Below are 22272 nucleotides of genomic sequence, written 5' to 3' on the forward strand. Positions count from 1 at the left end.
ATCAACAAAAGCATCAATTACATTTTCTAAACTCATACCTTTAAATAAAGCTACCAGAATTGCTGAGATTACAGCAAACATAAAGGCTTGAGGTATATATAATTTTCCGACTATAAATTTAGGAATAACTCCAATTCCTAAGAGGGTTCCAAGTGGAATAAGAAAATCTAAAATACTACTATTATAACCATCAGGAATTTCAGTTTCTGTAAGTTCATCAGAAGATAGAGGTCTTGCTCCATCTCGATTAACTTTTCCAGTTTCTTTAACTCTTTTTATAGCCTTTCTCATTTTTTCACCAATAAAAGGCAGTTTTTCAATTGATAGTAAAAAAGTAAATAGAATTGCTATAAAAGCATAAAAATTGAATGGAATTGCTTTAAAAAAGAAGTTTACTCCGGCCTGTTGATCAGGGATTAAAGGAATTGTTCCAGCTACCAATCCAGCAATATAAATTGGCCAGGCATTAAAAGGAACCAAAGTGGCTATTGGAGAAGCTGTAGAGTCTACAATGTAAGATAATTCTTCATGAGATACTCCTGCTTCGTCACAAACCGGTCTTACTGTACTACCGGCTAAAATTGTACTTATAGTTCCTCCCTGATGAAAAACAACTCCCATAATCCAGGCAAATAATTTGGCTGTTTTTCTTCCTCTTACCATTTTTTTACTGGCCCAAAGGGCAAATTTTTGTGCACCACCGGTTCTGGTCCAAAGCCCTATTAATCCTCCTAAAAACCAGAGATATACTAATAATATTTTAGAATAATCTGGTGAACCTAAAGATGGTATAAGGTAATGGCCTACAATATCATAATTTCCTGAAATAATACCGCCAGCAACTATACCTAAAAAAAGTGAAGGAACAACCTGTCTGGTAGCAAAAGCTAAAATTAAGGCTAATGCTGGAGGGATTATAGAATAGATACCATAATGATCTGAAGTGTTATTTTGGGCAAAGCCAACACTACTTAATAAAAATGATAATGCAACAACTAAAAAAGTTAAAAACAACCATTTTTTCAGAGAATCTTTTGAAAAATTTCCTACTAAATTACTCATAAATTTTTATATCCTCCCTTAAATATATTTAAAATTTTAGATTAGTAATAAAAGATTTAGTATAAAAAGTATTCAAAAAATTATAAATAATAATCACTAACTCAAATATTGTAAATTAATTATAAAGGGAGGATAACAAAATATATTAAATTGTATCTATTTGTTACATTTTTTTTGTTAATTATCTAACTATTTAACTACAACTATAAAAGAGAATATTATCAATAAACTTTTTAAAATTAACTTTTCCTCTTTTATTGTTTTTTTCTCGAATATAATCCATTTCATTTCTGATTTCCTTAAAATCATAGAGGCTATTAGAATATTTTTGAAAGGTTTTATTCATATAATCCTCTACTCCTAAATGGGCTAAATTTCTTAAACCTTTTAAAGCAGCGCGTCTTATTCTTTGTTCAACAGCTTTATAACTATCATTAAACTTACTGCAAATATCTTTTATAGTATAATCATCAATTTCGTTGTCACTTGAGATAAGATAGGAACATATATTAATTATATCTTTACTTCCACTTTCACCTAAAATACCTATTTCATTTAATATTTTTTTTATTTTTTGTTCATGATCTTTTTTATTATTTAAATTTACATTTAAATTTGTATTGTCAACTAAATCATTAATTTGATTAATAACTTTGTTTTCTTCTATTTGCTTAATTTCTTTTTTGATCACATTTTCAACTTCAATAGCATTTATTGGTTTGGAAATATAATATTCTACTCCATTTTGATAAGCTTTTGATATCATATCTTTTTCTTGTACCTGAGAAATCATAATAAAATTTATATTTTGATCTTCTTCTTTAATTTCTTTCATAAGAGTAATACCATCTTTTTTAGGCATCAGTAAATCTATTAAAACAATATCTGGTTTTAATATCAATATATCTTCTTTAGCTTTTTCACTATTTAGTGAGTGTGAGATAACAGTACCAAGATTTCTATCATTAATTATTTTTTTTAAAAGAGTTACAATATTAAAATCATCTTCTACAATAAAAAACTTCATTTATTTACCTCCAGTCTTCTTTTTGGAACTTTTATTTTAAAAGTAGTGCCCTTTTTATATTCTGTGTTTACTATAATTTTACCATTATAAATATCATTAACTATTTCCTGAGTTATACTAAGACCTAAACCACGATTTACATCACCGGTATCATAATCTATTTTTGTTGAAAATCCTGCAGAAAAAATTAAATCAACATTTTCTTTTTTTATTCCACTTCCATTATCAATTATCTTGAAGATATAATTATTGTTTTTTTCTGAACAAATAAATTTAATTTCTCCTTTTTTATTATTTTCAATAGCTTCTATTGCATTGTTTATGTAATTTCGGAAAACACATAAAATATAGTAATCTTTTCTTACAATAAAATTATTTTCTATATTACAATTAAATTCAAGTATAATATTTTTCTTTTCCAATTTATTGTTAAAGCGAAATTTCAAAATTTCTATTATTTCATTAAAATGAATGTTATCACTATTAATATTATGTTCAGTTATATTTTTTAACTCATCTAATATGAGAATATTATTCTTTTTTATTTCATGGATTTCTTTTGCAATATTTAATGAAGTTGTAGCCCATTCATTTTTATTATTTTGATTTTTTATATTTTGATGTAAATTATAAGCAATAGACATTACATTTTCCATACTATTTTTATTTTTTTCCATCCAGTAAAGTTCTGACATTAATTCAGAAGATAAAATAACTAAATTTCGATATCTATTTAATTTTTCTTTTCTTATTAATAATATTTTATAATACTTAATTGAAAGTAAAATAAGCCAGATCACTATAGTTCTTAGAAAAGCAGCTAAAAATACTATAAAAATAATTTTCCACTCTAAATCAATAAGATTTAAAATATATCTAAAGGATATTTCACTCATATTAGAAAAAGCATCAGCAAAAAATATTAAATTAAAACCTTTAAATTTATTATCTAAAAGATCTTTGTTTAAAAAATAGTAAAAAATTATAGCATATATAATATAAAAAAATGCACTGGGTATACAATTAATAAAAGAAGTTAGAAGATGGCCATTATTAAAATAGAAAACTAAAAATCTTAAAATAAAAACACTTATACCAACCTGTAAGCCAACAAAAACAATATCAATGTTATCAAATAGGTAAAGAAGCAGGAAAAAAGCTATTACTCCTCCTGAAATTTTAAAAGCAGTTTGATAGATACCTACACTAATTTGAGATGCAATAACAGTAGTAATAATAATAAAGAAATATTTTTTTGTTATTTGTGTCATTTTTTTCGATCAACCCCTAAATTTTTTTCTCATTTTATTTTTAATTATAAGCATAAAGTTGTATCTATGCAACTAATTTAACAAATGCAAATATATTTTGCATAAAATATTCAAAAATTTTTGCATTTAGTAGATAAAAAAATGGAATTCACCTCTTTAAACCAAATATTAATATATATATTAATATGGCATAAAATATGCAAGTTAATATAATTGAAAACTTTATTAAAAAAATTATAATTAATTTTGACAATTTTATATTTTAATAAAATTAGATATTGTGAAAAAAATATAAAAGTGAAGGAGGAATTAATAACTAATCAAAGAATAGGTATATTAGGTAAAAATATAACAAAAATTTATAAATTTATTTTAAAAGGAGGAAATTTTAATGATTATTGGTGTACCAAAAGAAATTAAGAATAATGAAAACAGAATTGCTATTGTTCCATCCGGGGTTGAAGCATTAACAAATGCAGGTCATGATGTGATTATTGAAAAGAATGGTGGAGTTGGCAGTGGGATTTCAGATGAACAATATATTGAAGCTGGAGCTGAAATGATTGATACAGCAAAAGAAGTTTTTGCTAAAGCCGATATGATAATGAAGGTTAAAGAACCTCTTCCTGAAGAATACGATTTATTTAAAGAAGGGCAAATTCTTTATACTTATCTTCATCTTGCAGCTGAAAAAGAATTGACAGAAGCTCTTAAAGAAAAAGGTGTTGTTTCTATTGCTTATGAAACAATTCAATTAGATGATGGTTCACTTCCACTTTTAACACCAATGAGTGAAGTAGCAGGAAGATTGGCAACACAAGAAGGAGCAAGATTTTTAGAAAAACCACAGGGAGGTAGTGGTACTCTCTTAGGTGGAGTTCCTGGAGTTAATCCTGGCAAAGTAGTTGTAATTGGTGGTGGAATTGTTGGTTTGAATGCAACTAAGATGGCTGTTGGACTTGGAGCAGATGTAACTATCATGGATATTGATCCTCAAAGAATGAGAGAACTAGATGATATTTTCCGTGGTGAAGTAAAAACTGTAATGTCTAATAAATATAATATCATGGAAGAGATAAAAGATGCTGATCTTGTTGTTGGGGCTGTATTAATTCCTGGTGCTAAAGCTCCTCATCTTGTAACTGAAGATATGATAAAAGAAATGAAAGAAGGATCAGTTATTACTGATGTAGCTATTGATCAGGGTGGATGTGTAGAAACAACTTATCCTACTACTCATGATGATCCTGTATTTACCAAACACGGAGTTGTTCACTACTCTGTAGCTAATATGCCAGGAGCAGTAGCAAGAACATCTACTTTTGCTCTAACAAACTCTACTCTTCCTTATGCACTTGACCTGGCTAATAAAGGATACAAAAAAGCATTATTAGAAGATGATGCTTTAGCTAAGGGTCTTAATGTATATGAGGGCAATATTACTTATAAAGCTGTTGCAGATGCATTTGATATGGAATATACTCCACTTTCAGAAGTTCTTGATTCCTGGAAATAAAAACAATAAAAACATAAGAGATATAGTTAAGTAAATAATTAAGATGGAAGGATAATACCTTCCATCTTTTTATTTTGCTATTATAATATTATCTTAAATTATGTTATAATAATGATGATGTTAAAAATTATGATTTTCTAGGAGGAGAGTAGCTAAATGGAAAATTTTATAGTTGATGGTCATAGCGATATATTATTAAATTATTTACGTGATGATAATTATAATTTCACAAGTAATACTAAATTTCAAGTTGATTTGCCAAAAATGAAGAAAGCTAATGTAATGTTAGAAGTTTTTGCTGCCTGTCCTTCAATTAGAGGAGATAAAGCTTTAAAAAAGACTATAAAAATTATAGATAAATTTAATTATCTTTTAAAAAATACTGAAGAGGTAGAATTAGCTAAAGATTATAAAGAAATTGAGGATGTTATTAGCTCTAATAAAATAGCTGCTATTCTGGCAATAGAAGGAGCAGATGGAATATCTAATTTAAGTACTTTGAGAGTTTTTTATGAATTGGGGGTAAGAATGATAACCCTTACCTGGAATTATAGAAATTATATAGCTGATGGCCTAAATGAAATTGAAGCAAATGGCGGAGTAACTAAATTTGGGAAAAAATTTATTAAAGAAATGGATAATTTGGGGATGGTAATAGATTTATCTCATCTTACACCTTCCAGTTTTTGGGATGTAATAGAATATAGTAGTAATCCTGTAGTTGCCTCTCATTCTAATGTAAAAAACATCTGTAATCACAAAAGAAATTTGGATGATAAACAAATTAAGGCTATTGCTCAATCTGGAGGTTTGGTTGGTATAAATTTTTGCCCTGAATTCATAAAAGATAATAAAAAGGTAAAAATTGATGATATAATAGAACATATAAATTATATTAAAAACTTAGTAGGGATTGATTTTGTTGGTTTGGGGACTGATTATGATGGAATAACTGAAACCCCGGAAAGTTTAGAAAATATATCTAAATTACAAAATTTAATTAAAGGATTGAAAAATGCAGATTTTTCGGAAGAAGAAATAGAAAAGATAATTAATAAAAATTGGTTGAGAGTATTTAAAAATGTTTTATAATATTATTTCCCAGGAAATAAATTTAAAATAAAATTTATGTTTGGAGGTGTAAACTTGGAATTAAATATAGATAATAATCGTGGAAAGCATCTTGCTGTTATTTTAAATAATATAAATGAAGGAATTCATGTTGTTAATGAAAAAGGAGAAACAGTTATTTATAATAATAAAATGGCAGAACTTGAAGATATGGACAAAGAATCAGTTATCGGAAAACCATTATTAGATGTTTTTCCATCATTAGATGAAGAAAATAGTACTCTTTTAAGAACTTTGCATAGTGGAGAAAAAATTGAAAATAAACAACAGGAATATCTAAATAAATATGGGGAAAAAATAATTACAATTAATAGTACAATTCCGATAAAGTTTGAAAACGGTAAAATATGGGCCTTAGAGGTAGCCAAAGATATTACTGAAATTAAAAATTTATACAATAAAATAAATATATTACAGGATAAATTATATAATAATGATGATTTTGAAGATGATGAAGATTCTTTATATACTTTTTCAGATATAAAAGGTGAAGATCCAAAACTAAAAAAAGTAATTCAATATGCTAATCAGGCTGCCAAAACAGATTCTTCTATTTTAATTGTTGGAGACACAGGAACTGGAAAAGAATTGTTTGCCCAGAGTATTCATAATGCAAGTAGGAGAAGGGAAAAACCTTTTATTGCCCAAAATTGTGCAGCTTTACCAGAAAATTTATTAGAAGGTATTTTATTTGGTACTAGAAAAGGTGGGTTTACTGGAGCAGTTAACAGAAATGGCTTATTTGAACAGGCTAATGGAGGTACTTTGTTATTAGATGAAATTAATTCCATGTCCCCAACTTTACAGGCCAAACTTTTACGAGTTTTGCAGACAAATAAAGTACGACCTGTGGGTGGAGATGAGGAGATTAAGGTTGATGTAAGAATTATTGCTACTACTAACACACCACCTATTAAAGCAATAAGAAGTGGTGATTTAAGAGAAGATCTTTATTATCGTCTGGCTGTAGTTTTATTATATTTACCTTCATTATCAGAAAGAAAAGAAGATATTGAATTGCTTTCAAATTATTTTATCAAAAAATTCAATAGAAAGTTTGCTACTAGAGTTAAAGGATTAAGTAAAGAAGTAATAAATTTATTTAAAAAATATGAATGGCCAGGTAATGTAAGACAATTAGAACATGTAATTGAAGGAGCTATTAATATTTTAGGTAATGATAATTATATTAAAAAAGAACATGTTGAATCATTTTTAATTGATATAGAAGAAGAGAAAAAAGATTCTAATCAGAAAAAAATCCAAGATGAAGGAAAACTACCTGATATGATAGATAAATATGAAAAAGAAATAATTATTAATACTTTAGATGAAACAAATTGGAATATAACAAAAGCAGCAGAAAAATTAGGTATAAAAAGACAGAGCTTACAATATAGAATTGATAAATATGAACTAAAATAATAAAAGAAATCAATGTTTTGCAAATATTCTTTGCGGTTATGATTCTAATTATTTTGCATAAAACTTATTTATTAAGCTTTAAGAAAAATAATATTTAATAGAATAAATAATTATTAAATATTATTTTATTTAAGAGTAGGAATGATTTATGCATAATTTAATAAAATGAAGTAAAGTTTTTATAGCATTTTTACTTGAGTGAAAAATAAAAAATTTAAAATTTATTATTATAATTACATTTAAGGGGGAAAAATAATGAGTAATATTAAGGTTGTTTCCTGGGGCTTAGGAGCTATGGGTTCAGGAGTTGCTAAATTGGTTAATTCTAAAAAAGATATGGAATTGGTTGGAGCAATTGATAAGGATCCTGAAAAGATCGGTAAGGATTTAGGAGAAATAATTGAAGAAGGTAATTTAGGTGTAGATGTTGTTGAAGAATTTGATTATTCTAAAGATATTGCAGATATAGTTGTGATTGCAACAAGTTCATTTACAGAAACAGTATTTCCAATGATCAAAAAATCAGTTGAGGCTGGTTTAAATGTTGTTACTATTGCAGAAGAAATGGCCTATCCACAGGCTCAAAACCCAGAATTAGCAGAAAAAATAAATAAATTGGCAAAAGAAAATAATGTTAGTGTTTTGGGAACAGGTATTAATCCAGGGTTTGTATTAGATACTTTAATTCTAGCGATGACTGGAGTCTGTCAGGATGTTGAAAAAATTAAAGCTTCAAGAATAAATGATCTTTCACCATTTGGTCCGACAGTAATGGAAACTCAGGGAGTAGGTACTACTCCAGAAGAATTTGAAAAAGGTATAAAAGAAGGTACAATTGTAGGACATATTGGTTTTCAAGAATCTGTGAAAATGATTGCTGATAGTCTTGAAATTGATTTAGATGAAATTAAAGAAACTAGAGAAGCTATTATTTCTGAAACACATCGTGAAACTGATCATGTGACTGTAGAACCTGGAATGGTAGCAGGATGTAAACATATTGCCTATGGTATGAAAGATGGAGAAGAAGTTATTGTCCTAGAACATCCTCAGCAAATCCATCCAGAAAAAGAAGATGTAGATACAGGTGATTATATAAATATTGTTGGAGATCCAGATATAAACTTAAGCATTAAGCCAGAGATTCCTGGAGGGAAAGGGACTAAAGCAATTACTGCCAACATGATTCCACCAGTAATGGAAGCTGAATCCGGTCTGGTAACAATGAAAGATTTACGTGTTCCTTATTTTTTACCTAAGAAAATGATGGAATAGTTAATTTTTAATAAATCTAGTTAATAAAAGTTGATTATTAATTTAAAGGGGGTAAATATTTATGGAAAAGGTAGCGGCTGGTAAATGGGTTGAAATTCATAAAATTATCCTGGAAGCAGATGAAAGAGCTCCTCAGGTTCCTGAAGATACAAAAAAGGTACCACTTGAACTTAGAGTTAAAGGTTTTTTAGTAGAAGATGCTGAAGTTGGAGAAGAAGCAGAAATTGAAACTTTTACTGGGAGAAGACATAAAGGAACTTTAAAAGATTCAGATCCTTCCTATGATCATAAATTTGGCAAACCAATCAAAGAATTACAAAAAGTTGGACCCCAAATTCGAAATATAATTAGAGATAAGGAGGTTTAAAATATGCCTGCAAATGATTATGAATCAGTAATGGCTAGAAATAATGAAATAATGAAAAAAGCAGTTGGTATAGATTATGATCGTTTTTCTCAGGGAAAAGTTGCTTTTGATTATGAAAGAATGATGTCAGAAGTGGGTTATAAACTTTCTCAGATTAGAAAGATTCAAAATGAAACTGGTGTTGGTAATACTCCATTATTGGAGATGAAAAATATAACTAAATTAGCTCGTAAACTTGCACCTGAAGGAAAAGGAGCTAGAATTTTTGTTAAAGATGAAGCTTCTAATCCTTCTGGCAGTTATAAAGCAAGAAGAGCTTCTGTCTCTGTTTATCATGCCCAGGAAAATGGTTATGATGGAGTAGTAGCAGCTACAAGTGGAAATTATGGAGCTGCTGTAGCATCACAGGCAGTGATGAGAGGCCTGGATAGCATTATTGTTCAGGAAGTATATGATAGTAGAGAAAAAGGACAGCCAGAAATTTTAGAAAAAGGTAGAAAATGTGAAGCTTATGGTTCTGAAGTTTTACAGCTTACTGTTGGACCTGAACTTTTTTATACATTTTTACGTGTTCTTGAAGATACTGGTTATTTTAATGCTTCCTTATATACCCCTTTTGGTATTGCTGGAGTTGAAACTTTAGGTTATGAACTATCTCAGCAAATGAAAGAAAGAGAAGGAAGAAATCCAGATGCTGTTATTGTTACTAATGCTGGTGGTGGTAACTTAACAGGTACAGCTCGTGGACTTGAAAAGGCTGGAGCAGATGAAACAGAAATTGTAGCTGCCAGTGTAGATTTGAGTGGTCTTCATATGGCAAGTGATCATGATTTTAATCGCAAATCATTTACTACCGGTCATACCGGTTTTGGGATTCCATTTGCTACCTGGCCTGATAGAGCAGATGTACCTTATAATGCTGCTCGTGCTTTAAGATATATGGATCGTTATGTGACTGTTAAACAGGGTGAGGTTTTCTATTTAACTGAAGCTCTTGCTCAAGTTGAAGGTGTTGAAAGAGGTCCAGCTGGCAACACTTCTTTAGCAGCAGCTTTTGCTCTTGCGCAAGAAATGGATGAAGATGAAATTATAGTTGTTCAGGAAACTGAATATACTGGTGCAGGAAAACATCCATATGCTCAATTAAATTTTGCTCGTGAAAATGGAATTGAGGTAAAAAATGGAGATCCTGATCAGGAAAAGGCTGGTGAATCTGTGATAATCCCAGATCATCCTAAACAGATTAAAGCTCGCGACTTAGATCTAGAAAATATTAAATTATCTTATTTGAAAAATATAGTTAAAAAGACAGAAGTAGAAAAGATAAATCAAACTGAACTCGAATTCCTTGCTGCTGAAGTTAATAAAACAACTTCAGAAGTAAAAGAAATTATGAAAAAGGAATTTGATGTGGAAGTAAATGGGGAATAAAAATGAAAGTAGATTTACTAATTGCTGAAATTGGGAGTACAACTACTTTAGTTAATGCCTTTAGTGGGATAAATACAGATCAACCTGAATTTGTTGGCCAGGGTCTTGCACCAACTTCTGTTTTAGATGGAGATGTCATGATTGGTCTCGAAGGGGCTATTGATAACTTAAAAGAAAATTTAGCTATTGATGAACTCGATTGGGATGAATTTATGGCTACAAGTAGTGCAGCAGGTGGCTTGAAGATGACGGTTCATGGACTTGTAAAAGATATGACTGTTAAAGCTGCTGAAGAGGCCGCTCTTGGAGCAGGGGCTGTTATTAGGCAGGTTACAGCTGGTAAACTTCGTGAAAGAAGAATAGAAGAGCTGCTTGATATTCAACCCAATATTATTTTGCTGGCTGGTGGAGTTAATTATGGCGAAGAAGAAGTTATACTTCATAATGCTCGTAAACTTTGTGAACTTGATCTGGATGTTCCAGTAATCTATGCTGGAAATAAAGTTTTACAGGATGAAGTAAAAGAAATGTTTGAAGAAGCTGGAAAAGAAATTTTAATTGCTGATAATGTTTATCCTGAGATTGATACTCTAAATATAGAAGAAACAAGAAAATTAATACACAATGTTTTTGCTCGTCATATTGTAAGAGCACCTGGAATGAAAAAAATTGAATCTATGCTTTCAATTGATATGATGCCTACTCCAGGAGCTGTTATGCAGGGGGCTAAATTACTAAAAGAAAAAATAGGTAATTTAGTAACTCTTGATGTAGGAGGGGCGACAACTGATGTCCATTCAGTTACTACTGATTCTGGGGCTATAAAAGAAATACTTTTAAGTCCTGAACCAGAAGCCAAAAGAACTGTTGAAGGAGATTTAGGTGTATTTTTAAATGCTCCTCAAGTTTATGAAATGTTGAAAAAAGAATTAGCTGAACAGGGTAAAAAAGTTGAAAAAAGAGAAGATTTGGCTCCATTACCCAGGGATAAAAAGGAAGAAGAATATATTCAAATTTTAGCTAAAAAAGCAGCTGTTACTGCTGTGAGAAGACATGCTGGTAAAATGAAAGATTATTTTGGGCCTTCCGGAAGGATGACAGTTGCCGAAGGTAAAGACCTTACGGCAGTAAAATGGGTTATAGGAACTGGAGGAGCTTTAACAAGATTAACAGATGGAAAAGAAATTTTGAAAAAAGTTAGAGGAAAAGATAAAAGAATTCTTTTACCGACCAAAGATGCAGTAGCTTTAATAGATAAAGATTATATTATGGCATCTATGGGTCTTATGAGCCAAAAATATCCAGAAGCTGCCCAAAAATTGTTGCTAAATAGTGTGAAAAACGAAAAAGTTGAAAAATATTTAGAAGATATGAAAGTCAAAAATAAAAGTTAAGGAGTGATTTTAATGCCTATTGATAGAGATGATAATTTTGAAGAAAGGCGAAAACATCTTCAAGATTTATCTGATAAAGAATTAAAAGAAAGATTTTGGAATTTAGCAGAGGAAATTGTTGATCCATTAATTGATACAGCTGAAACTCATACTTCCCAATCAATAGAAAGATCAGTTTTATTGAGGATGGGATTTAATAGTTTGGATGCAAAAGCAATAGTAAAAAAAGTGGCTGAATCTGATCTTTTAGGTAAGGGAGCAGGTCATGTGCTTCTAAAATTAGCTGAAAAAGAAGAAATGGAAGTAAAAGAAGCAGGTTTAGCTATTGTTGATGGAGAATTTTCTAAAAAAGATTTAAAAGAACTTTTTAACGGAGGTGAAAAATAATGGGTTTAAAACCAGATGAAAAGCTAGATATAGAAGAATTGCTAGAAGATATAGAAGATTATAGGCCAAGAAGAAAAGGCTGGACCTGGAGAAATAAGGTTGAAGATAAAAAATTAGGTGATTTTACTTATAAAGAAATGAGTGAAGATCTGGAAAATAGTGTACCATTACCTGCTGCCAGTAGTTTTGATGATATAGATCCTCAACCTGAACCTGTAATTACTACTGAAATTGCTTCTGGTCGTTTTGAAGATGATATAAGGAGAATGAGAATGGCTGCCTGGCATGGTGCTGACCATATTATGGTTATTAGAACAGCTGGTCAGAGTCATATGGATGGCTTAATAGAAGGAACTCCTCAGGGTGTTGGAGGAATTCCAATAACTCGTAAACAAATTAGAGTAACCAGAAAAGCTCTTGATTTAGTAGAAGATGAAGTGGGACGTCCTATTAATTTCCATTCTTATGTAAGTGGAGTAGCCGGTCCTGAGATAGCAGTTTTATTTGCAGAAGAAGGAGTAAATGGAGCTCACCAGGATCCACAATATAATGTTCTTTATCGTGATGTAAACATGTATCGTTCATTTGTAGATGCTGCAGTAGCCAAAAAATTAATGGCCAGTGTTGATATGTTACAAATTGATGGAGCTCATAATGCTAATGCTACTGCCAGAAAAGCCTGGAATGTTATGCCAGAACTTTTTGTTCAGCATGCTATAAACTCCATGTTTTCAATGAAAGCTGGTATGCCAAAAGATAAGATTGCTCTTTCAACTGTACCACCTGCAGCTCCACCGGCTCCAGATTTAAGAATAAATATGCCATATGCAGTTGCATTACGTGATTTATTTGAAGGTTTCCGTTTTAGAGCTCAACAAAACACAAAGTATATGGAATCTTCAGTTAGAGAGGCTACAGTTACTCATACTTTAAACCTCCTTATTTCAGAACTTACTTCTGCTGATCTACAGAGTACAATCACTCCTGATGAAGGTAGAAATGTACCATGGCATTATTATAATGTCCAGGCAGTTGATACTGCCAAACAGGCCTTTGCAGGTATGGATGGTTTAAAAGAATTATTAGAATTAAAAGATGAAGGTGTCTTAAGAGATGATGCACGTGAATTAAAAGAAAGAGCTGTTCTATTTTTAGAAGAAATAAAAGATGAAGGTGGTTATTTCAAAGCTGTTTCTGAAGGCTATTTTGTTGATTCTGGTCATTATCCGGAAAGAAATGGTGATGGAATTGTCCGTAAGATGGATGGAGGAGTAGCAGCTAATAGTATTGTACCTCGTGAAGATGATTACCTTGCTCCAGTTTGTGAGCATTTTGGTTATAATAATCTTCCAGAAGATATTGATAAACCCTGTGATTTAATTGGTGGCTGTACTCTTCATAATCCAGATAAAATAGATTTTATAGACGAATTAGATAAAGAAGATAATGTAGAAGAAAGATTAAAAGAAAATAAAGACTTTAGAAAAGGGAATAAGTTAAAGCCTGAAGTCGAATGGCTTGGTGATGGCTGGGTCAATACTACCTTATTTTTACCAACCAGTCAGGATATTGCTGAAGTTGCAGCACAAAAAATAGGTGAAAAAATGGGTCTCAAAAAGGTAGAAGTTATCCATCGGGAAGTTATGCACCCTTCTGAAGGTACCTTAATTGAAATGAAAGGTCAGGTTGATTTTTCAATTGATATTGAAAATCTAGAAATTCCTGAAAAAGAAGAACCACTTCCTTATGATGAACTTCGTGGTTATGTTGATGATAAACCAATGAATGTTGTTGCTGCTACAGTAGGTGAAGATGAACATTCAGTTGGAATGAGAGAAATTATAGATATTAAACATGGTGGAATTGAGAAGTTTGGTTTTGATGTAACTTATCTTGGAACTTCAATACCAATTAAAAAGGTTGTAGATGCTGCTGTTGAAGTTAATGCTGATGTGATTTTGATCAGTACAATTATTTCTCATAATGATATTCACCGTAAAAATATGCAGAAATTACATGATTTATGTGTTGAAAAAGGTATTAGAGATGATGTAATGTTAATTGCCGGTGGTACTCAGGTTACAGATGATATAGCTAAAGATGCTGGTATGGATGCTGGATTTGGTCGCGGAACCCATGGTGATGATGTGGCTACCTTTATTGTTAAAAAAGATAGAGGAGAGATTGAATAAAATGAAAGCCGATATTACTCGACCTGTCTGGGCTGAAATTGATCTTGATAATTTCAGCCATAATATTAGGATGATCAAAGAACATGTTTCACAGGAAACATCTATTATGGCTGTAGTAAAAGCTGATGCTTATGGACATGGATCAATTCCTGTTGCCAGAAAAGCCTTGAATTCTGGAGCAGACAGACTTGCAGTTGCCATTCCAGAAGAAGGGATAGAATTACGAAAAGCAGGTTTTGAGATTCCTATTCAAATCTTTGGTGAAATTTTAGAAAATCAGTATCCTTTAATAGTAGATTATGATTTGATACCTACAGTTTGTAAGAAAAAAACTGTTAATGGATTGGCTAAATATGCCAAAAAGAAAAATAAGAAAGTGAAAATTCATGTTAAAATAGATACAGGAATGGGAAGAATAGGAGTTTTTCCAGAGGATGCAGTAGAATTTATCAAAGAGGTTAAAGAATATGAAAATATCGAAATAGAAGGAATTATAACCCATCATGCAAAAGCAGATGAAAAAGATAAGGAATATACTTATAAGCAGTGGGATGAGTTCCAAAGTATAATTAATGAACTTGAAGAAAAAGAAATTGAAATTCCGATAAAACAGGCAGCCAATAGTGCAACAATAATTGATCTCCCTAAAATGCAGTTAGATATGGTTAGACCGGGAATTATGCTTTATGGGATGAGACCTTCTCATGAAGTACAGAAATTCCCCTTAAAACCAGTATTAAGCTGGAAAACGAAAATAGTATACTTAAAAGAAGTTCCACCTGGAACTGGAATAAGTTATGGAGCAACTTTTATAACAGAGGAAAAAAGAAAAATCGCTACATTGCCTTTAGGATATGCTGATGGATATTTTAGATTACTCTCTAATAAAGGTGAGGTTTTAATTAATGGTCAGAGAGCACCGATTAGAGGAAGAGTCTGTATGGATCAGTTCATGGTTGATGTAACAGATATTTCTGATGTAGAAATAGGAGATGAAGTAGTTTTAATTGGAGAACAGGGAGATGATGAAATTACTGCAACAGAATTGGCAGATTTAATAGGAACTATCAATTATGAAATAACATGTTCTATAAGTAAAAGAGTACCTCGTGTTTATAAATAATTTAAAGAAAAATATTATTTAATGAAGATGTCCCTTTAATAGAGGGACATTTTTATTTTTAATAAAGATTCATATTTTTAATATATTAATAGAGGAAATTGTTGTTTTTCCTCGAATTAAGTAGCAAAGGAGGCTATATAAGATGTATCCAAAATTAGAAGTCTATCCTGGAAAAATAAAAAACAATACAGAAATAATAAAAAAATTATGCAAAAAAAATAATATAAAATTAGCAGTTGTTAGTAAGGGAGCCAATAATATTCCAGAAGTAGTTGAAGCATTAATTGCTGGAGGAGCAGATTATTTAGCTGATTCAAGAATAAAGAGATTCAAAAAATTAAGATCATTTGTGAAAAATTTACCGTTAATGTTGCTTAGGATTCCTGGCCCTGGAGAGATAAAGGAAGTAATTAAATATGCTGATATAAGTCTTAACTCAGAAATTGAAATTATTAAATTACTTAATGAAGAAGCTAAAATACAAAGTAAAATGCATAAAATAGTATATATGCTTGAATTAGGAGATTTAAGAGAGGGAGTTTATCCAGCAGAAAAAGTAATAGAAAAAATTAAAGAGGTAAATAAATTATCGAATATTAGTTTAGAAGGTATTGGAACAAATTTAAGTTGTTATGGGGGAATTAAACCTGATGAAAAAAATCTTGGTAAACTTTCAGATTTGGCTAAAAAAATAGAGAAACAATTTAATCAAAAATTGAATATAGTTTCAGGAGGTTCAACTACAAGTTTACCACTACTTTTAGATGATAAAATGCCTAAAAAAATAAATAATTTAAGAATTGGTGAATCAATTTTATTAGGAAGAGATATAGAATCATTATGGGACTATAATATTAAAGGTATTAAAAAAGATACATTTATATTAAAAGCAGAAATAATTGAATTAAAAGATAAACCTTCAAAACCTTTTGGGCAACCTTTTGTAGATGCTTTTGGTCATAAACCCAGTTTTGAAGATCATGGAAAGAGAAAAAGGGCAATTTTGGGAATAGGTAAGGCTGATTTTGTTTACCCTGATCAACTTATACCTTTAAAAGAAGGAATAGAAATATTAGGAGCAAGTAGTGACCATCTTATAGTTGATGTAGAAGATGTGGAAGAAGATCTTTCACTGGGGGATATTATAAATTTTAATTTATTTTATGGACCAATGCTTTATCTGACAGCATCATCTTTAGTTGAAAAAGAAATTATAAATTGGAGGTAATTTTATGGATAATATTAAAAAATTAGTAAAGAAATATGAAGAAGAGGTAATTAAAATAAGAAGAGATCTACATAAGCATCCAGAAGTTGGTTTTGATTTAGCAAGAACTTCTAAAAAAGTTGCAAATATATTAAATGAGTTAGGTTTTGAAGTGAAAACTGAAATCGGCAAAACAGGAGTAGTGGGGATAATAGAAGGTAATAATGATGGTCCTACTATAGCTTTAAGGGCAGATATGGATGCTCTTCCAATGGAAGAGAAAACTGATTTAGATTTTGCATCAGTAGAAAAGGGAAAAATGCATGCCTGTGGTCATGATGGACATACAGCTATATTACTTGGAGTGGCAATGGTTTTAGCAGAGATCAAAGATAAACTAAGGGGTAATGTTAAATTGATATTTCAACCAGCTGAAGAAGGCCCTGGTGGAGCTGAGCCGATGATTGAAGATGGTGTTATGGATGCACCTAAAGTTGATGCTATTTTGGGATTGCATATCTGGCTGGAAATGGATGCCGGTAAAGTTGGAGTAAAAAAAGGTCCATTATTTGCATCTATTGATGAAGTTGATATTAAAATCAAGGGGGATAGTTCCCATGGAGCAAGTCCTCATCAGGGAGTAGATGCTATTACTACTGCTGCTGAAGTTATAAATTCTCTACAATCAATAGTAAGTAGAAAAATTGATCCTATTGATTCAGCAGTAGTAACAATTGGTAAAATTGAAGGTGGTTATGTTCGAAATGTTATTGCTGATGAGGTTAATTTAGAAGGAACAATAAGGGCTTTAAATCCTGAAGTTAGAAAGCAATTGGAGGATGAAATTCGTAAAAAGGTTAAAAATATATGCCTAGCATCTGATGCTGATTATGAAATTGATTATCGTCACATGTATCCACCATTAGTTAATGATAAAGATATTACTGATTTAGTGAAAGAAAATGCTATTAAAGTTATGAAATCTGAAAATGTAATCGATGTTAAAGAGCCAACAATGGGAGGAGAAGATTTTGCCTATTTTCTTAAAGAAGTACCTGGAACATTTTTTCTTTTGGGAGGAAGAAATGAAGAAAAGGGAATAACAGCTGCTCACCATAATACCCATTTTACTTTTGATGAAGATATTATGACTGATGGAATAGAAATTATGATAAAATCAGTTTTAGATTTTTTAGAAAGGAATGAATAAAATGTATGATTTAGTTTTAATTAATGGGAAAATAATTGATCCACTGGATGGAATATATAAGGCAAATATAGGAATTAAAAATGGAAAAATAAAAGAAATTACTGAAGATAAGTTAGAGGGAAATAAAATTATAGATATAAATTCTAAATTTATAGTACCAGGTTTTATTGATATCCATATGCATGAAGATAATATAAAAGAAGGAAAGATCAAATTTGAAATCTTTAATAATATGGTTCAAATGGGTGTTACTACTGCTATTGGTGGTAATTGTGGTCTGGGGGATGCTGAGATAGGTAATTATCTTGAAATACTTGAAAAAGAAAATCCTCCTCTTAATTATGGAGGAATGATTGGTCATGGTTCATTAAGAGAAAAAGTAGGTTGTAATGATAGGTATGGGAAAGCCAGTCAAAAAGAAGTTAAAGAGATGAAAAATCTTTTAAAAAAAGGTCTTGATGCGGGAGCATTGGGACTATCATTTGGTCTTGAATATACTCCAGGAGCAACAATTATGGAGATGATTGAATTATGTAAAGTTGTAGCAGAATATCCTGAGCGTTTTGCAGCCGCCCATTATCGATTTGATGCTGATCGTTCTTTAGAAGCAATTGCCGAAATGATTATTATTGCCAGAGAAAGTGGAGTTAAATTTCAAATTTCTCATATTGGGAGCTGTTCAGCTTTTGGTCAGATGGATACAGCTTTAGAAATGATTGATGCAGCCAGGAAAGGTGGAGTAGATATTATGGCAGATGTTTACCCCTATGATGCTTTTAGTACTTTTGTTGGTAGTGCTGTTTTTGATGAAGGATGTTTTGAAAAATGGGGAGTAGATTATAGTGCCATAAAAGTAACTGAAGGAAAATATAAAGGGCAGAGATGTAATAAAGAGATTTTTGAAGATATTAGAAAAAATGAACCAGACGATTTAGTAGTAGCTTTTGTAATGGAGGAAAGGGAAGTATTAAAAGCTATGAAACACCCTGTAGTAATGATAGCAAGTGATGGAATATTAAATGAAGGTCAGGGTCATCCGCGAGCTGCTGGAACATTTCCCAGAGTTTTAGGAAAATATGTGAGAGAAGAAAATGAACTTGAACTGATTAATGCTATCGAGAAAATTACTAGAATGCCAGCTGAAAGGTTAAATTTAACTAATAAAGGTAGAATCAAAAAAGATTTTGATGCAGATATTACCATTTTTGATTATGACCAGATACTTGATAAAGCTACCTTTGATGATCCAGTTAAAGCACCAACTGGTATAGAATATGTAATAGTGAATGGTAAGTTGGTAGTAAATGAGGGAAATTTAACAGGTGCCAATTCTGGTAAGGTGATTAGGAAATGATTCAATGAATAAAATATCACAATAGGGAGGTGAGATATTGAACTTAGTGAAATTATTGAAAGAAAAAATTTCACAAAAAGAATTGAATAATCTTATTAGTGATTTGGTAAAAATTCCCAGTACCCCAGATTCCAAAAATTATGAGAAAGATGTAGCAGAATTTATTCATGATTTTTTTCATAATGAAGGGATTGAATCTAAATTAGTAAAGGTAAAAGATGATCGACCAAATGTAGTTGCTAAAATCAAAGGGACTAATGAGGGTAAATCATTGATGTTAACAGGTCATATGGATACTGTTCCAGCTTATAATATGGATATTGAACCTTTTAGTGGAGAAATTAAAAATGGAAAAATATATGGCAGAGGTTCTGTTGATATGAAAGGACCTTTAGCCTGTATGATTTTGGCGTTAGTTGCAATAAAAAGAGCTAATATTAAATTAAAAGGCGACTTGATTTTTGTGGGAGTAATAGAAGAAGAATATAAAAGTTTTGGAACAGAATATCTGGTTAAAAATGGTCCAAAAGCCGATGCAGCAATAGTTGGTGAACCTTCAAAGTTGGATATAGCTGCCGGTCATAGAGGGCTTGAATGGCTGGAAGTTACAATTGAGGGAAAGACAGCTCATGGTGGAACAGCAAGTGAGGGGATAAATGCTATTTCCAAAGCAGCAAAATTCATAAATAAAGTAGAGGAGGTGTTATTACCACAGTTTGCTGAAAGAAAACATGATTTGATTGGTCCACCAACCCTTAACTTTGGGGTGATAGAAGGTGGAACTCAACCAAGTAGTGTAGCCGGTGAATGTAAAATTCAGATTGATAGGAGATGGACTCCCTTAGAAACACTTGATCAGGTTTTTTTAGATTTTGAAAAGATTATTGATCAATTAAAAAATGAAGATAAAGATTTTAAGGCAAGGATTGATAGAATTCCCAGTAATATGGCTACTATGGATCATATGCCAATGGAGATAGCATTAGATCATCCGCTTGTTAGCAAACTAGAAAAAGTTACTGAAAAAATAAAGGGTAAAAAAGCAGATGTTGTGTCTTTTCCTGGCTGGACAGATGCTTCTTTGATCAGCAATTTTGCTAATATCGATACAGTTGTATTTGGCCCTGGGGATATTTCCTGTGCCCATTCTGAAGTAGAATATATTGATTATAAAGAGGCTTATCAGGGATTTTTGATTTATAGTTTAATAGCTATTAATTTTTGTGAGTTAAAATAAACATTTAATAAAAAGAGGAGGAATTATTAATGGAGAATAAAGAGAAGAAAAAAGCAGGTATTGGGATCAAGATTCCTCATGTACTGGTATTATTATTTGCAATTATTATAATTGCAGCTATTTCTACCTATATTGTAACCCCTGGAGTTTATGATAGAGTGGAAAAAGGGGGAAGGACTGTTATAGAACCAGGTTCTTATGAAGTGGTAGAAAGAAATGCTGTTGGTGTTTTTGGAATTTTAAAATCTGTACCTAAAGGTTTAAATGAAGTAGCTTATATTGTGTTTTTCATATTTATTGTTGGGGGAGCTTTTGGTGTAATTGCTGAAACCGGGGCAGTTGATGCTGGGATTGCAAAATTAACGAGAGTTTTAGAAGGAAGAGAAAAAATAATTATACCGGCAGTAATGGGAGTTTTTGCTTTAGGTGGTTCAACTCTTGGGATGGCTGAAGAAACACTCGCTTTTCTACCGGCTATTGTGCCTCTGGCAATAGCGCTTGGTTTTGATTCAATTACTGGAGCAGCCATGGTTCTGGTAGGAGCAGGAGCCGGTTTTGCAGGTGCATTTATGAATCCATTTACAGTTGGTATAGCTCAGGGAGTAGCAGAATTACCATTGTTTTCAGGTATGGCCTTTAGAGTAGGAGTCTGGGTGGTTATTACTGGAATAGCAATAGCCTATGTTTATAGATATGCCAGTAAAATAAAAGAAAATCCTGAATTAAGTCCAGTTTATGAAGATGATCTAAATAAAGAAGACCATGTTGATTTAGAAAAATTTGAGGAAATGGGAACACATCATAAAAGTGTTTTAGCAGTAGTTGTAATTGTTTTTGGTCTGCTTATTTGGGGAGTAACTCAATATGGCTGGTTTATTACTGAAATATCTGCTCTTTTTCTTGGAATGGGAATAGCAGCCGGTATTGTTGGTAGATTAGGCCTGGGTGGTACAGCTGATGCCTTTGTTAAAGGAGCTAAGAATTTAACCATGGCTGCTTTAATTGTTGGAGTTGCCCGTGGTATTTTAGTAGTATTAAATGAAGGTCACATAATTGATACGATTTTACATTCAGTATCAGTGGCAATTGAAGGACTACCGTCCTATTTTTCAGCTCTAGGTATGTACTTATTCCAGTGTGCCCTAAATATAATTGTTCCTTCTGGTAGTGGACAGGCTGCGCTAACTATGCCTATTATGGCTCCTTTATCTGATTTAGTAGGTGTAACAAGACAGACAGCAGTTCTTGCCTATCAATTGGGAGATGGGTTTACAAATATCTGGTCACCAACTTCTGGTTATTTTATGGCCGGTCTTGGATTGGCTGGAGTGGCCTGGGGTAAATGGGCTAAATGGTTTTTACCTCTTTTAGGTATTTGGATGGTAGCAGGAGGAATCTTAGTGACTATAGCTCATTTTATTCAATTAGGTCCATTTTAAACATAATATCTCAGTAAAATTATTTGCATTTTATTAGATAATGTATTATAATTATAGAAAATTTAAAAGGATAAAACGATGAACAGGACTAGTAAATTCTTTTTTTGACCTAGAAAGCTAATGATTACTGTAAATTAGCTCAGAAGAAGAATTGAATCCACCTGAGAGTGAAAAAGTGAACTTCTAAAATAGCTTTTTAGAAAAGTAGTTTTTTTCGGTAGAAG

Annotated in this window: 18 protein-coding genes and 1 other annotated feature (1 of these 19 only partly in view); of the genes, 15 read left to right on the plus strand and 3 right to left on the minus strand. The window is 31.3% G+C overall.

The window, feature by feature from the left end:
- The 3 genes from VJ881_04125 to VJ881_04135 all read right to left on the minus strand — a co-directional run.
- Positions 1-1062: sodium:proton antiporter (locus tag VJ881_04125; GenBank protein ID HKL75236.1), on the minus strand; the 1062-nt coding region annotated here is incomplete at its 3' end.
- Positions 1063-1255: 193 nt separating this feature from the next.
- The gene (locus tag VJ881_04130; protein HKL75237.1) at positions 1256-2089 is read right to left on the minus strand and encodes a response regulator; all 834 of its coding nucleotides are present in this window, start codon (positions 2087-2089) and stop codon (positions 1256-1258) included.
- Positions 2086-3360, minus strand: a complete 1275-nt coding sequence (locus VJ881_04135) for an ATP-binding protein (GenBank protein ID HKL75238.1) — start codon at positions 3358-3360, stop codon at positions 2086-2088. The genes VJ881_04130 and VJ881_04135 overlap by 4 nt, the downstream gene beginning before the upstream one ends.
- Positions 3361-3751: 391 nt before the next feature.
- Here VJ881_04135 and ald point away from each other — a divergent pair, with 391 nt between their 5' ends.
- The 15 genes from ald (at position 3752) to VJ881_04210 (ending at position 22048) form a co-directional block, all read left to right on the plus strand.
- Positions 3752-4876, plus strand: coding sequence for an alanine dehydrogenase (gene ald, locus VJ881_04140; protein ID HKL75239.1), 1125 nt, complete (start codon positions 3752-3754; stop codon positions 4874-4876).
- 156 nt (positions 4877-5032) lie between these two features.
- Entirely contained in the window at positions 5033-5968 is a 936-nt protein-coding gene (locus VJ881_04145) for a dipeptidase (protein HKL75240.1), read from the plus strand.
- A 54-nt stretch (positions 5969-6022) separates the two neighbouring features.
- A complete protein-coding gene (locus VJ881_04150; protein HKL75241.1) occupies positions 6023-7432 on the plus strand; it encodes a sigma 54-interacting transcriptional regulator in 1410 nt (469 codons plus the stop codon).
- 255 nt (positions 7433-7687) lie between these two features.
- The gene (gene ord / locus VJ881_04155) at positions 7688-8707 is read left to right on the plus strand and encodes a 2,4-diaminopentanoate dehydrogenase (protein ID HKL75242.1); all 1020 of its coding nucleotides are present in this window, start codon (positions 7688-7690) and stop codon (positions 8705-8707) included.
- 61 nt (positions 8708-8768) lie between these two features.
- Positions 8769-9074, plus strand: coding sequence for a 2-amino-4-oxopentanoate thiolase subunit OrtA (gene ortA / locus VJ881_04160; protein HKL75243.1), 306 nt, complete (start codon positions 8769-8771; stop codon positions 9072-9074).
- A gap of 3 nt (positions 9075-9077) precedes the next feature.
- Entirely contained in the window at positions 9078-10505 is a 1428-nt protein-coding gene (ortB, locus tag VJ881_04165; protein HKL75244.1) for a 2-amino-4-oxopentanoate thiolase subunit OrtB, read from the plus strand.
- 2 nt (positions 10506-10507) lie between these two features.
- Positions 10508-11899, plus strand: a complete 1392-nt coding sequence (locus tag VJ881_04170) for a GlmL-related ornithine degradation protein (GenBank protein ID HKL75245.1) — start codon at positions 10508-10510, stop codon at positions 11897-11899.
- A 12-nt stretch (positions 11900-11911) separates the two neighbouring features.
- Positions 11912-12286 carry an ornithine aminomutase subunit alpha gene (locus tag VJ881_04175; protein ID HKL75246.1) on the plus strand — a complete coding sequence of 125 codons (375 nt, stop codon included), beginning with the start codon at positions 11912-11914 and terminating at the stop codon, positions 12284-12286.
- A complete protein-coding gene (gene oraE / locus VJ881_04180) occupies positions 12286-14478 on the plus strand; it encodes a D-ornithine 4,5-aminomutase subunit OraE (GenBank protein ID HKL75247.1) in 2193 nt (730 codons plus the stop codon). Before VJ881_04175 ends, oraE begins: the two co-directional genes overlap by 1 nt.
- Position 14479: 1 nt before the next feature.
- Positions 14480-15601: an alanine racemase gene (gene alr / locus VJ881_04185; GenBank protein ID HKL75248.1), complete on the plus strand. Its 1122-nt coding sequence runs from the start codon at positions 14480-14482 to the stop codon at positions 15599-15601.
- Between the two features lie 142 nt (positions 15602-15743).
- Positions 15744-16829, plus strand: coding sequence for an alanine/ornithine racemase family PLP-dependent enzyme (locus VJ881_04190; GenBank protein HKL75249.1), 1086 nt, complete (start codon positions 15744-15746; stop codon positions 16827-16829).
- 4 nt (positions 16830-16833) lie between these two features.
- Positions 16834-18018, plus strand: coding sequence for an amidohydrolase (locus VJ881_04195; protein ID HKL75250.1), 1185 nt, complete (start codon positions 16834-16836; stop codon positions 18016-18018).
- Between the two features lies 1 nt (position 18019).
- The gene (locus VJ881_04200) at positions 18020-19372 is read left to right on the plus strand and encodes an amidohydrolase family protein (protein ID HKL75251.1); all 1353 of its coding nucleotides are present in this window, start codon (positions 18020-18022) and stop codon (positions 19370-19372) included.
- A 46-nt stretch (positions 19373-19418) separates the two neighbouring features.
- Positions 19419-20609, plus strand: coding sequence for a M20 family metallopeptidase (locus VJ881_04205; protein ID HKL75252.1), 1191 nt, complete (start codon positions 19419-19421; stop codon positions 20607-20609).
- Between the two features lie 29 nt (positions 20610-20638).
- Positions 20639-22048 carry a YfcC family protein gene (locus VJ881_04210; protein HKL75253.1) on the plus strand — a complete coding sequence of 470 codons (1410 nt, stop codon included), beginning with the start codon at positions 20639-20641 and terminating at the stop codon, positions 22046-22048.
- A gap of 69 nt (positions 22049-22117) precedes the next feature.
- Positions 22118-22272: a binding site (T-box leader), on the plus strand (it continues 82 nt past the right edge of the window).

It is taken from the genome of Halanaerobiales bacterium, assembly GCA_035270125.1.
Classification (GTDB): Bacteria; Bacillota; Halanaerobiia; order Halanaerobiales; family DATFIM01; genus DATFIM01.

Bases quoted from the DNA above. Each gene is read 5' to 3' on its own strand.
- ald (HKL75239.1), top strand. From the start codon at position 3,752: ATGATTATTGGTGTACCAAAAGAAATTAAGAATAATGAAAACAGAATT.
- VJ881_04175 (HKL75246.1), top strand. From the start codon at position 11,912: ATGCCTATTGATAGAGATGATAATTTTGAAGAAAGGCGAAAACATCTT.
- alr (HKL75248.1), top strand. From the start codon at position 14,480: ATGAAAGCCGATATTACTCGACCTGTCTGGGCTGAAATTGATCTTGAT.
- VJ881_04210 (HKL75253.1), top strand. From the start codon at position 20,639: ATGGAGAATAAAGAGAAGAAAAAAGCAGGTATTGGGATCAAGATTCCT.
- ortB (HKL75244.1), top strand. From the start codon at position 9,078: ATGCCTGCAAATGATTATGAATCAGTAATGGCTAGAAATAATGAAATA.
- VJ881_04130 (HKL75237.1), bottom strand. From the start codon at position 2,089: ATGAAGTTTTTTATTGTAGAAGATGATTTTAATATTGTAACTCTTTTA.
- VJ881_04135 (HKL75238.1), bottom strand. From the start codon at position 3,360: ATGACACAAATAACAAAAAAATATTTCTTTATTATTATTACTACTGTT.
- oraE (HKL75247.1), top strand. From the start codon at position 12,286: ATGGGTTTAAAACCAGATGAAAAGCTAGATATAGAAGAATTGCTAGAA.
- VJ881_04170 (HKL75245.1), top strand. From the start codon at position 10,508: ATGAAAGTAGATTTACTAATTGCTGAAATTGGGAGTACAACTACTTTA.
- VJ881_04195 (HKL75250.1), top strand. From the start codon at position 16,834: ATGGATAATATTAAAAAATTAGTAAAGAAATATGAAGAAGAGGTAATT.
- VJ881_04200 (HKL75251.1), top strand. From the start codon at position 18,020: ATGTATGATTTAGTTTTAATTAATGGGAAAATAATTGATCCACTGGAT.
- ortA (HKL75243.1), top strand. From the start codon at position 8,769: ATGGAAAAGGTAGCGGCTGGTAAATGGGTTGAAATTCATAAAATTATC.
- VJ881_04145 (HKL75240.1), top strand. From the start codon at position 5,033: ATGGAAAATTTTATAGTTGATGGTCATAGCGATATATTATTAAATTAT.
- ord (HKL75242.1), top strand. From the start codon at position 7,688: ATGAGTAATATTAAGGTTGTTTCCTGGGGCTTAGGAGCTATGGGTTCA.
- VJ881_04190 (HKL75249.1), top strand. From the start codon at position 15,744: ATGTATCCAAAATTAGAAGTCTATCCTGGAAAAATAAAAAACAATACA.